Genomic DNA, 11,557 nt, shown 5'->3' on the forward strand with positions numbered 1-11,557 from the left:
GCCGAAGGCTGCGATCTTTTGATCTTGTTTCTAAAAGCTGAATCAAGATCAAAAGATCGCAGCCTTCGGCAGCTCCTACAGAGGGAATTATGTGCGCACACGGGAAACAAAAAAGGCAGCCTTTGGGCTGCCTTCGGTTTATTCGCAGAACCGGATCAGGACAAGAACCCGCCATCCACATTCAACGAAACCCCGGTCGTGTAGCTCGACGCATCACTTGCCAAGTACAACACTGCACCAGCCATTTCACTCGGGTCCGCCACACGCTTGAGCGGAATCTGTTGCAGCGCCGTTTGCAAAATGGCGTCGTTCTTCACCAGCGCCGAAGCGAATTTGGTATCGGTCAGACCCGGCAGCAGGGCGTTGCAACGGATGCCAAACTGCGCGCATTCCTTGGCGAAGACTTTGGTCATGTTGATCACGGCTGCCTTGGTCACCGAGTAGATGCCCTGGAAAATCCCCGGCGAGATGCCGTTGATCGAGGCGACGTTGATGATGCTGCCGCCACCGTGTTCGCGCATCAACTTGCCGGCTTCCACCGACATGAAGAAGTAGCCGCGAATGTTCACGTCGACGGTTTTCTGGAAGGCGCTGAGGTCGGTGTCCAGTACGTTGCAGAACTGCGGGTTGGTCGCGGCGTTGTTGACCAGAATGTCCAGGCGCCCGAATTGTTCGCGGATGGCGGCGAAGACTTGGGTGATCTGCTCCATTTCACCGATGTGGCAGGCAATGGCGGTGGCCTTGCCGCCGGCGGCGATGATCGCGTCGGCGACGTGCTGGCAACCGTCGAGTTTGCGGCTCGAGACGATCACGTGGGCGCCTTGCTGCGCGAGCAGTTTGGCGATGGCTTCACCGATGCCGCGGCTGGCGCCGGAGACGAAAGCGATCTTGCCGTCGAGGTCGAACAACTGAGTCTTGGACATGATTTTTCCTTGTTTTTGGGCCCGATCAGCGGCCGTGATCAGAGGCTGGATTTCGAGATGACTTGCAGGCTCATCTGCTCCAGCAGTTTGTTCATGTGAATGAACTGCGCGAAGCGTTTGTCCTGGGTCTGACCATGGAAGAAGCGGTAGTAGATCTGCTGCACGATGCCGGCCAGGCGGAACAGGCCGTAGGTGTAGTAGAAGTCGAAGTTGTCGATCTGGATGCCGGCGCGCTCGGCGTAGTAATCGACGAACTCACGGCGAGTCAGCATGCCGGGCGCGTGGCTTGGCTGGCGGCGCATCAATTGCACCGGCGCCGGGTCGTCGGCTTCGATCCAGTAGGCGAGGGTGTTGCCCAGGTCCATCAGCGGGTCGCCGAGGGTGGTCAGTTCCCAGTCCAGCACGCCGATGATCTGCATCGGGTTGCTCGGGTCGAGGATCACGTTGTCGAAGCGGTAATCGTTGTGGACGATGCTTGACGTCGGGTGATCGGCCGGCATCTTGTCGTTGAGCCAGTCCTTCACCGCCTCCCACTTCGGTGCATCCGGGGTCAGGGCTTTTTCGTAGCGCTCGCTCCAGCCTTTGATTTGCCGGGCGACATAACCTTCGGGTTTGCCCAGGTCACCCAGGCCATAGGCCTTGTAGTCGACCTGATGCAGTTCTACGAACTTGTCGATGAAGCTCTTGCACAAGGCTTCGGTCTTCGCTGAATCAAGGCCCAGCTCCGGCGGCAGTTCGGCGCGCAGGATGATGCCCTTGACCCGTTCCATCACATAGAACTCGGCGCCGATCACCGATTCGTCAGTGCAGTGCACATAGGCTTTGGGGCAATAGGGGAAACCGTCCCGCAGCTGATTGAGAATGCGGAATTCGCGGCCCATGTCGTGGGCGGACTTGGCCTTGTGACCGAACGGTGGCCGGCGCAGGACGAATTCCTGTTCGGGGTATTCCAGCAGGTAAGTCAGGTTCGACGCACCGCCCGGAAACTGGCTGATCACAGGCAAGCCGCTCAGGCCCGGAATGTGCGCCTTGAGGTACGGATCGATCAGGCTGGCATCGAGCTCTTCGCCGGAGCGGATACGGGTGGACTGGTCAGTAAGCGCCATGCTTATCCCTTCTGCTTATTTTGGAGGCCAGACATCATTGGCTAATCTAATGGTGCGCCGGGGTGGTCACAAGCGCGGCACGGTCTTATAGGTTAGCGTGTTGCCGGATAATCAGCGTTCCTGATGTGCGCGAACAGGCTCGGCGGACTATGGTTCAGGGGAGTACCGCTTCGAGGAAGGAGATTCGACATGGGCTGTCCGCAAGTTTGCGCCACCGCGACCCTGCAATGCAGTTTCGGCGCGGCGCCGGCAGTACTCAACGTGCTGCCGGTGAACCGCATAATGACCGGTGGCATGCCGGCGGCGAACATCATGGACCACATTCCGCTGGTGAACGTCATGCCGTTCGGCACATGCATGAGCATGGCCAACCCGATGGTCGCGGCCGCCACCGCCGCAGCGCTTGGAGTACTGACGCCAATGCCATGCATCCCGGCCACCGCCACCCCCTGGATTCCTGGCGGCGCGCCGACCCTGCTGCTGGGCGGCATGCCGGCCATCGACGCCAACAGCACCCTGATGTGCAACTGGGCCGGAGTGATCAAAATCGCGATGCCGGGCCAGATGCAGATGCTGATTCCCTGACTCACACGATCAAACTGTGGGAGTGGGCTTGCTCGCGAAGGCGGCATGTCGGGCGGCATTGAAGTTGAATGTGCCGGCCTCATCGCGAGCAGGCTCGCTCCCACAGGGGATTTCGGTTGAACACAGTATTGGTGTAAGACTGAGATCAAAATGTGGGAGCGAGCCTGCTCGCGATATGGCCATGACATTCACCACAACAGGCTCAGGCCTCAGCAGGATCACTCCAGCGCCTGAACCACCAGCGCACCCTCGAAATCGGCTTGCCCTCGGCGTCCAGTGGTCGCCCATCGGCGGCGAAGCCTTGTTCCGGTTCGAGCAATTGGCCGTTGAGATAACGGGCCTCGACGGCGGGTTTGCCATTGGGATGAAAGCGCTGATACCGGCCCTCGCGCACACCATCGCGGTAGAACTCGGCTTCGGCCAATTGCCCATCGGGAAAGTAATTGAACGCCTCGCCATGCAGCAGCCCTCGGCGGTAAGTCGCCTTGCGCTGCAGCCAGCCTTGCGCCGCATAGAAACTGGCGATCCCCTGCAGCTTGTCACGGACAAACGGCAGCTGCGCCGAGACCTTGCCGTTAGGGTGGTAGAGCAGCGTCATGCCTTGAAGCTCGCCCTGGCTGTAGTGCAAATCGGCTTGTGCGCGCCCGTCATCCTTGATGTGCAGCGCCCCGTCGAGCTGGCCATCGAGTAAGCGACCTTTGAGCTGTTTATCGTTCTGCTGCAAATCCAGCGGCGTGACGGCCATGGGTTCTCCTTGTCAGTTGACCTGCACCAGACCACCCTTGATGGTCAACATGCCGCCACCATCCACGGTTTGCGAAGCGGCGCCCTTGTTGGTCAGGCTGATCCCGGCATCGTTGGTCATTGTCGTGCCGGCCTTGTTCTCCAATGAGGTGCCAGCCTGATTGCTCAGGGACGTACCGGCCTTCTGACTGATCGAGGTGCTGGCCTGAGCCGCCAGATCGGCGCCACTCTTGATCGTGAAGCTGCCGCCGCTTTGCAGGGTCAGGGTGCCCGTCACTTTGATGGTCAGATTGCCGTCCACCGTCAGGCTGTAATCACCGGTGACCTTGTGCGTGTAATTGCCACCGGTGCTGTGGGTCTGATCAGCACCCACGGTCACCGTGCGACTGTCCTTCACATCGAGAGTGTCGCTCCCCGTCTGGATGGTCACGCTGCGTTTGCCTTTCTCCAGGGTCACGGTCTCGTCGCCTTCTTTCACCGTGCGGGTGCGGGCGTTCTGTACCGTGAGGGTTTCGTCGTGGCCGACAGTGGCAGTGGTGTCGTTCAGCACGTTGATCTTGAAATCCTTCTGCGCCTGGAGAAACACCTCTTCGGCGTCCTTCTTGTCCTCGAAGCGCAATTCGTTGAAACCGCCGCCGCCCTTGGACGATTGGGTCTTGATCCCGGACTGGGTCTGATTCGCCGGCAGCGCATAGGGCAGGGCGTTGTCGCCGTTGTAGACGCAGCCGGTCACCAGCGGTCGGTCTGGATCACCATCGATAAACGTCACGATGACTTCCTGGCCGATCCGCGGTACGAACTGCATGCCGAAACCCTTGCCGCTCCAGGGCAACACCACCCGCACCCAACAGGAACTGGCCTCGTCGTTCTTGCCGTCGCGATCCCAGGGGAACTGCAACTTGATGCGGCCGTATTCGTCAGTCCAGATTTCTTCACCGGACTTGCCGACGACGATGGCGGTCTGGGTGTGCATTCGCGGCTTCAGTGTGGTTCTCGCCGGGCGAAAAGGCGTGGCCTTGGGGATGGCTTCGAAGCGGTTGCGATAACTGTCATGGCTGGCTTCGTGAGTCACCGCTGTCACCACCCAATCGATATTCAACGTCGAATCATCGTGCCCGGCGAGGGTGAACCAATGCCCCGGCACCAGCCAGCGGCAGTCGCTCTCACCGACAAAGCGCTTCTCCTGACTGCGCAAACCGTCGACCCGTTGCTTGGTCAGCGCATCGCCCCGAGCCTTGGCGTTGTAACCGCCTGGATGCTCGTATATCGACCGTGGCCCGGCCACCGCTTCAGCCTGGCCGTACAGCGAAGTGGTCGGGGTGGTGAACTCGTAATCCGTCGCTCGATACACCCCGGCCACCGCCTGTACGCAGACCTGCCCGGAGCGAATGCCGTGCAGTTCACGTTCGCCCAACTGCTGGCCGAGATAGCTCACCTTGGGTCCATTGGGTATCGGCACAAACGCATCGTTACTGTCACCCAGCACCAGCGTGTGCTTGCCGGCTTCGTGGGTGAAAAACCAGAAAATGCCTTCTTCTTCCAGTAACCGCGAAACGAACGCGAAATCGGTTTCGCCGTACTGCACGCAGTATTCGCGCGGGGTGTAGCTGCCGGTGAGTGAGAGTTTGTAGTCGGTGAAGGCGTGGGCCTTGAAAATCGTGGTGACGATGTCTGAAGTGCTGAGGTTCTGGAACACACGGTTGTTGCTGGCCAGGGTCAGCCACCAGAGCCAGGGCCGTAGCACGAGTTGATAGCGTTCGGCGGTTGCATCGGCGGGCAATTGGCGGATTTCGGCGACCAGCGCATCTATCGGGCGGGTGAGGGCGTCGTTGTGCAACGTGGTAGTGAGGTGGGTGGCGATGGCGCTGGTCAGAGTGAGCGAGGCGCCATCGTTGAGTCCGTTCAAGGTCTGCGAACCCAGCGCATTGAGGGTTTCTTCGCCGGACAGCGACTCAGGGAATAGCGCCGACAGCGAGGCGGCGGTGAGGGAAAGGCTGGTATTGCTGTCGGTGGTGCGGGGCATTGGGTGGCCTCAAGTGGATATAACCGATTGCGGGGCATCTGCTTCAGGACGAGACGTCAAACAGAATAGGACGATGATCCGGCCCGCTCATATCGAATTCATTGGCCAGCCCGGTGATGTCAATTGTGGTGACTTTCACGTCTGCGGATGCGAGTACCCAATCCAGTATTCCGCCCTTGGCGTGGGTCTGTTGTCCGCCCCAGCATTCGTATGCGAGCCCCGCGGTTTCCACTTGACCGACATTGGCATAATCCAGGTTCATGTCTCCCGTCACGACCCAGCGCCCACCCAGAGCTGTGCAGGATTTGAGCTGGCTTTTGGTGAGACCGTTCTGTCCGGATTTGAAGTGTGCGAGAAAAACATATCCGGTGTAGCCGTTCACTCCTGTCGCCGCGATGGCAATCAGATCCCTGTTCAAACCAAATAGTTTGCCTTGACTACAAATCTCGATCTGCGCGAATTCACTGACCATGACAATGTAGGCGTTCGAGTATCCACCCGCAAAAGCGGCAACCCTGTAGCTTGGATAAATTTCCGCCAGGTTGGATGCATAGTTATTGACTTGGGCTGAATGCACTTCGCACAAAAACAGAAGGTCAACGTTCCACTCCTTGTTCGAACAGCACTTGCTGATGAAAAAGTCCACCTGCGCCTTTTTTTCGAGTGTAGAAGAACCGCCATTCTTTTCGATGTTGAAGCTTGCGATTCGCATGTGTCACCCTTGTTTAAGTCACGACGGTGGTGTGAGGATTGCATTGGCTGTTCTTATAAGAAGTCCATCGGCGTCATGCCCTGTCTGGAAATTTTGTTTTCACAAATAATCGAAGCGCTGCCCGTGACACAGTCGGTATGGGGCAAAGGATCTCGAGCCCGGCCTCGGACCAGTAAGTGAAGTTTTTTGCGAGGGGGTGGGTCGAGGTGCTCGATGGTTTCGCGGGGTTATTGGAATCCCACACATCAATCGCAATACCCAGTCCTGTCTGTATCACCCCCAAGCTGGAGCCCACGCAAACAAAATAATGGTCATATTCTGTCGACCCCATAACAGCGATTTCATAATTGTCGAAAAACTGGTCGAACACCAAGCTATGCACGACCGCGGCTGAACAGTGCAGGCATCTACCGAATTTTTTTGGGGCCCTCATGACTATTGCACCGAACAGAGCCCAGAACTCCGGAGCGCGTAGCCCTTGTTTGTCGATGATCGGTTCTCTTTTTAATAGACCCGATACGACGCCTCTTGGGATATCAGCGTATTTGTTGTCATCGGTGTATTTGTAGACGCCATGTTTGCCGGTGGGCAGATCAGTAATAGCTATTTTCGACCATTCTGCTTGATGCCTGCTGATTTGAACCAGCAGGGCTGATGGGTCTTGGCTGGAGGAGCTGCTGGAGGAAGTGGCTGGGCTGCTGGAAGAGGAGCTTGCAACGTTCAAGCCGACAGGCGGCCGCGAAGGAGCAATAGCGACAGTTGGTATCCCAAGGCGTGGCGAAGACGAGCTGGTTACCACCGGGAGAGAGAGGATGGGTGGGTTAGCCTCCCTAGTGTATTTGTTCAGGTTTGCGTAAAGCGCCGAGGTGGGCTTGAGCTGAACATAACTGACCCCACTGTAGTTGAATGCTTCAAGGCAGGCGCCGAGGAATGTGTCGATCGCTTGCTTGAGGAGCCTGTCATCGCCCTGGATTTTAAGCAGTAAACGAAGGACGAAGGCTGCAGACTTGCTTTGTTCACTTTTATTGATGTGCCAGCGGATCGAGTCCCATGCTTTGATTGCCTGATCTATTGCCTCTCGGTAAGTCATGATCAATCGCCTTCCTGTTTTAGAGTGGCACTCGGGCTCTGGTATCGAGGTTCCTGAGTTCTCTAATAAGTGAAAAATGGCACGTAATCGACCCAGGATGTCCATTGCAAAGACTGCGTGCTATAGGTCTCTGTCAAACCGTTTCGAATACTGGTTTGGAGGTAAAAGTTAAAGGTTCCATTGATATTGATGCCGATGACCTGGCATGCATTTCCCCTTCGTGCTGTATGTAATGACTGCACGAGAATATAGGCGTCGGGGTTTTGCCCATTACCGGACTGTTCAGCCACTTCAGCGACTTCGGGTCTGAGCCAGGCGTTTTTTTGCAAAGCCATCCCAATGTCGGATTGATTGATGAGTTTACCCAGTCGGTTGAACTCATTATCTGCATTGGGCTGCAAATGCACCATCGAGTAGAGATTTCCGGTCCACTTCAAAATTAATACGGAACAACCGGTCTGTTGTTCTGTTACCCATAGTTTATTCGTTGCGGCCGGTACTTGTGCGGTCAGATTCAGGCGAGTGGGTGTCGTTGCAATATGGCCGCGCATCGGACTGATCAGGCCAGTGCAGCGGACGACGGCATCGGGTACGACTACCGGCAGGCCGGTATTGAGGAACGTCGAGACATGATGTTGAGTGGGTGAAATACGTATTTCACCCTGATAGGCCCCGAAATACAGAGGGACGCTTTGAGTATCTGCGCCCGCTAACCCAATAACATAGACAGCATTTGCATTCAGAACTCCTAGTGGTTGAGTGCACAGGTTGTGGAGCATGCTCCGTGCGTGAAGCGTATCCGCGGCGGCCATCGTTTATTCCTTTTTCTGAATACAGGTTGTTCCGATGTCGGGGCGGCGTGTTTTGGCATTCAGTCCCGATAGTCGTTTACACATTGGAAATCAAGGTTGTTCTGCCCATGCAGGCGGTTTGCCCACAGGCGCGAGTGCGATCATTCCAGGCCCGTTTACCCAGCAGTGCTGCGCCGTGCCTTGGGCAATAAATCGCTCCGCAGGTCGTGCATCGGTGCCAGGCATGAAATGGATTGCTGCGCAAATACCCATGGGCCTCGCCGCATTCAACACACAGATCACCATATGTGTTGACCATGTTGATGAAGGCAATCTGGGTGGCATGCAACTCGCCGATATTCAGGGTGACTTCCTCCAGATGTTCATCCCAAATGTCCCAACAGGCATGCTTCAGGGGCTTGTCGTTACCGGTGACCTTTTGAATAAAGATGCGTGGTCTGCCCGGCTGTGCCGGTTTCAGACTGATGGCGAAGTGGTCCCAGGCGAACCATGCATGGGTTCGCATGTGCAACTGGTACTGATCGCTGACAACACCTGGCCGCAAACCGTTACGCTTTGCGATGATACTGGCGAGCGCCTCTAAACACGTCGCTTGGGCGCCCGGGTTGCCGCCGCTGGCGGCGGCAAAGTTGGCCCGGAGTGTGTTCAGTTCGTTTGCGCAATTAGGAAAGGTCGTAACTGTCGCTGTCCGTTTTATACCGTGATAAAGAAAGAATTCGACATTTTCTTCTTCGTCGTCCGGAACGAACACTTTTTGCACTTCTTCATCCAGTGTGATGTCGAAAAGGGCATCGCATATCATTTGAGGGGAGTTCGCGTCGCTCATCGCAAGCACTGTTCCCGTCAGCGCGAAGTTCCAACAGGCCCCCGGACCTATGGCATGGGCGCCGGGTATGACGATGCCATCTCTGGAAAGCGTGAAACTACCCAGCCTTTTGATTTGTTTGGGCGTTAGATGTGGCATACGCAAAATCCGTGGTTTAGAAAATGATCATGAACCGGGCGTTTCTCATTCCTTACTCCAACACCCACTCCGCCAACTTCCCCGTCACCTGCGTCATCAACACATTCTCAACATCCCTCGCACCCGCCGCACTGCACTTGGCCAACACCGCCTGCACAATCCCGGCGTCAAATTCAAACTGCTTCCCGGTCGCGGCCTTATACCGCCCGCGCAATTTCTCCAGCTTCGCCAACACAATCCCTTCCAGCGTCGCCTCATCCAGCGGCCGATACGCCACCACCGTCATGCGTGCCAGAAACGCTGGCCGAAACGCTTTCAGCAACACTTTGTGCAACGCCTCGTTGAAGGCATCGGTGCCCAGTTGCGCGGTCGGCGTATCGAGCAGCAATTCAGCACCGACGTTGCTGGTGGCCAGCATCACGGTGTTTTTGAAGTCCACCACCAACCCGGTGCCATCTTCCATGACGCCTTTGTCGAAGACGTTGTAAAAGGCTTCGAGCACATCCGGGTGGGCCTTTTCGATTTCGTCGAGCAGCACCACCGAATAGGGTTTGCGTCGCACCGCTTCGGTGAGCACGCCGCCACTGCCGTAGCCGACGTAGCCGGGCGGGGCGCCTTTGAGTTGGCTGACGGTGTGGGCTTCCTGGTACTCCGAAAGGTTGATGCTGATCAGGTTACGTTCGCCGCCATACAGCGCGTCGGCCAACGCATAAGCGGTTTCGGTCTTCCCCACGCCAGTAGGGCCGACCAGCAGGAATACTCCGACCGGTTTTTGCGGGTCGGTGAGGCCGGCGCGGTAGGCTTGCAGGCGTTGGGCGATGGTGTTCAGCGCGGTGCTTTGGCCCATGACCCGCAGGCCCATGCGCTGGCCGAGGGTACGTACGGCATGGGCTTCGTCGGCGAGCATTTTGCCCACAGGAATGCCGGTCCAGCCGGCGATCACGGCGGCCACGGTTTTTGCGTCGACCTGTTCCGGCACCAGCGGATCATCCTGGCGAATGGCGTCCAGACCGGCCTCGAGTCGTACCAGTTCGGCGGCCAGATGATCGATGCGGCTATCGGTGGCTTCGTCCGGTTTGTCGTTGTCGGCGCGCTCACTCAAGGTGAGCAGTTCGCGGCGGGTTTCCAGCAGTTCGCGCACGGCAATCCGTTCTTCGTTCCAGCGGATTTCCAGGTCGCGAATAGCCTGCACGTTACCGACGGATTCGGTTTCCAGCAGGGTGATGCGTTCACGGTGATCGAGCCCCGTGGCCTGTTCGCGACGCAGCCGCTCGACTTCGTCTTTGAGGCTTTGCTGGCGATGGCGCAGGCTTTCCAGCGGTGGCGGCACGTCGTGCTGGCCGAGGGCGACCCGGGCGCAGGCGGTGTCGAGCACGCTGATGGCCTTGTCCGGCAACTGGCGTCCGGAGATGTAGCGGTGGGACAGTTTCACCGCTTCGTGAATCGCTGCGTCGAGTACCTGAACGCCGTGGTGCTGTTCGAGTTTCGCGGCCACGCCACGGAGCATTTCCACGGCGGTGGTTTCGTCCGGCTCCTCGACTTGCACTAACTGAAAGCGCCGGGCGAGGGCCGGGTCTTTCTCGAAGTATTTTTTGTACTCAAGCCACGTGGTCGCGGCCAGGGTGCGCAACTCACCACGGGCCAGCGCCGGTTTGAGCAGGTTGGCCGCGTCGCTGCCACCTTCCGCGCCGCCAGCGCCAATCAGGGTGTGGGCTTCGTCGATAAACAGAATGATTGGTTTATCGGCGCTGCGTACTGCGTCAATCACGCCTTTGAGCCGCTGTTCGAACTCGCCTTTGACCCCGGCACCGGCCTGCAACAGGCCGAGGTCGAGTACCCGCAGGCTGACTTCCTGCAGCGACGGCGGTACATCGCCGGCGGCAATCCGCAGGGCCAGGCCTTCGACTACTGCTGTCTTGCCCACGCCCGGCGCGCCGACCAGAATCGGGTTGTTCTGCCGACGCCTGAGCAGGATGTCGATGCACTGACGAATTTCGCCGTCACGCCCGACGATGGGGTCGATGCGCCCGGCGTGGGCGTCGGCGGTCAGGTCTTGGGTGAACTGGTCGAGGACCGAGTCCTGTTTCGGCTGCGGATGGCCGGCATTGACAGGCCGCGTGCCGCCGACGTGTTCGCGCGAGCTTTCAGTCCATTCCAGCAGGTTGCTGCGTAATGCTTCCCGCGGAATTTTCAACAGTGAAGAGGCGCTATTGAGCAGCAGGCTGCGGCGTTCATCGCGGTCGAGCAAGGCCAGCAGCAGCAAGCCGGAACGGATGCTCTCGAGGCCGAGTACGCTGGCTTGAACCACTGCGTCTTCGAGCAGGCCGATGGTTTGCGCCGAGAGCGCCGGGGTGCGGGTGCTGCCGGATTTGAACAGCTCAAGGGCCTTGTTGATCTCCGCCGTCAGGGCATCGCGCTCCAGACCGAAGCGAGGCAGCAGCCAGGCGAAGTCACCGCCCTCGATGTCCAGCAACTCAAGCAGCAGGTGTTCGATTTCGACGTAATGGTGACCCCGTTGCAGGCAGCGTTGCGCGGCTCGTTCGAGGGCGCGGCGGTTGTCCGGGTTGAGGCGTCCGATCAGGCTGGCCAGTTCCATGT

General features: G+C 58.2%; 10 protein-coding genes. 1 reads left to right on the top strand and 9 read right to left on the bottom strand.

Features of this window, described 5'->3' with window-relative positions; genetic code table 11:
- Window positions 1-155: 155 nt before the first annotated feature.
- Window positions 156-923 carry an SDR family oxidoreductase gene (locus tag KGB14_RS14130; protein WP_052964181.1) on the bottom strand — a complete coding sequence of 256 codons (768 nt, stop codon included), beginning with the start codon at window positions 921-923 and terminating at the stop codon, window positions 156-158.
- 38 nt (window positions 924-961) lie between these two features.
- Complete coding sequence (locus KGB14_RS14135) at window positions 962-2,029, bottom strand: phosphotransferase family protein (protein ID WP_223487432.1); 1,068 nt, start codon at window positions 2,027-2,029, stop codon at window positions 962-964.
- Window positions 2,030-2,218: 189 nt separating this feature from the next.
- On the opposite strand from KGB14_RS14135, the gene KGB14_RS14140 reads away from it, so the two are divergent.
- Window positions 2,219-2,614 carry a DUF4280 domain-containing protein gene (locus KGB14_RS14140; protein WP_223487433.1) on the top strand — a complete coding sequence of 132 codons (396 nt, stop codon included), beginning with the start codon at window positions 2,219-2,221 and terminating at the stop codon, window positions 2,612-2,614.
- A gap of 202 nt (window positions 2,615-2,816) precedes the next feature.
- Here KGB14_RS14140 and KGB14_RS14145 read toward each other — a convergent pair whose 3' ends face one another.
- The 7 genes from KGB14_RS14145 to tssH all read right to left on the bottom strand — a co-directional run bounded on the left by KGB14_RS14145 (window position 2,817) and on the right by tssH (window position 11,555).
- The gene (locus tag KGB14_RS14145; protein ID WP_223487434.1) at window positions 2,817-3,359 is read right to left on the bottom strand and encodes a toxin-antitoxin system YwqK family antitoxin; all 543 of its coding nucleotides are present in this window, start codon (window positions 3,357-3,359) and stop codon (window positions 2,817-2,819) included.
- 12 nt (window positions 3,360-3,371) lie between these two features.
- Complete coding sequence (tssI, locus tag KGB14_RS14150) at window positions 3,372-5,381, bottom strand: type VI secretion system tip protein VgrG (protein WP_223487435.1); 2,010 nt, start codon at window positions 5,379-5,381, stop codon at window positions 3,372-3,374.
- Between the two features lie 43 nt (window positions 5,382-5,424).
- On the bottom strand, window positions 5,425-6,093 hold the full coding sequence (locus KGB14_RS14155) for an endonuclease/exonuclease/phosphatase family protein (protein WP_223487436.1): 669 nt from the start codon (window positions 6,091-6,093) through the stop codon (window positions 5,425-5,427).
- Window positions 6,094-6,166: 73 nt separating this feature from the next.
- The gene (locus KGB14_RS14160; protein WP_223487437.1) at window positions 6,167-7,183 is read right to left on the bottom strand and encodes a hypothetical protein; all 1,017 of its coding nucleotides are present in this window, start codon (window positions 7,181-7,183) and stop codon (window positions 6,167-6,169) included.
- Window positions 7,184-7,245: 62 nt separating this feature from the next.
- Window positions 7,246-7,995 carry a hypothetical protein gene (locus KGB14_RS14165; protein ID WP_223487438.1) on the bottom strand — a complete coding sequence of 250 codons (750 nt, stop codon included), beginning with the start codon at window positions 7,993-7,995 and terminating at the stop codon, window positions 7,246-7,248.
- A gap of 76 nt (window positions 7,996-8,071) precedes the next feature.
- Complete coding sequence (locus tag KGB14_RS14170) at window positions 8,072-8,959, bottom strand: hypothetical protein (RefSeq protein WP_223487439.1); 888 nt, start codon at window positions 8,957-8,959, stop codon at window positions 8,072-8,074.
- Window positions 8,960-9,011: 52 nt separating this feature from the next.
- Window positions 9,012-11,555, bottom strand: coding sequence for a type VI secretion system ATPase TssH (gene tssH, locus KGB14_RS14175; RefSeq protein WP_223487440.1), 2,544 nt, complete (start codon window positions 11,553-11,555; stop codon window positions 9,012-9,014).
- Window positions 11,556-11,557: the final 2 nt, after the last annotated feature.

Origin of the sequence: Pseudomonas sp. A-RE-19, from assembly GCF_019956555.1 — a bacterium.
GTDB lineage: Bacteria > Pseudomonadota > Gammaproteobacteria > Pseudomonadales > Pseudomonadaceae > Aquipseudomonas.

Bases quoted from the DNA above. Each gene is read 5' to 3' on its own strand.
- KGB14_RS14130 (WP_052964181.1), bottom strand. From the start codon at position 923: ATGTCCAAGACTCAGTTGTTCGACCTCGACGGCAAGATCGCTTTCGTC.
- KGB14_RS14135 (WP_223487432.1), bottom strand. From the start codon at position 2,029: ATGGCGCTTACTGACCAGTCCACCCGTATCCGCTCCGGCGAAGAGCTC.
- KGB14_RS14140 (WP_223487433.1), top strand. From the start codon at position 2,219: ATGGGCTGTCCGCAAGTTTGCGCCACCGCGACCCTGCAATGCAGTTTC.
- KGB14_RS14145 (WP_223487434.1), bottom strand. From the start codon at position 3,359: ATGGCCGTCACGCCGCTGGATTTGCAGCAGAACGATAAACAGCTCAAA.
- tssI (WP_223487435.1), bottom strand. From the start codon at position 5,381: ATGCCCCGCACCACCGACAGCAATACCAGCCTTTCCCTCACCGCCGCC.
- KGB14_RS14155 (WP_223487436.1), bottom strand. From the start codon at position 6,093: ATGCGAATCGCAAGCTTCAACATCGAAAAGAATGGCGGTTCTTCTACA.
- KGB14_RS14160 (WP_223487437.1), bottom strand. From the start codon at position 7,183: ATGACTTACCGAGAGGCAATAGATCAGGCAATCAAAGCATGGGACTCG.
- KGB14_RS14165 (WP_223487438.1), bottom strand. From the start codon at position 7,995: ATGGCCGCCGCGGATACGCTTCACGCACGGAGCATGCTCCACAACCTG.
- KGB14_RS14170 (WP_223487439.1), bottom strand. From the start codon at position 8,959: ATGCCACATCTAACGCCCAAACAAATCAAAAGGCTGGGTAGTTTCACG.
- tssH (WP_223487440.1), bottom strand. From the start codon at position 11,555: ATGGAACTGGCCAGCCTGATCGGACGCCTCAACCCGGACAACCGCCGC.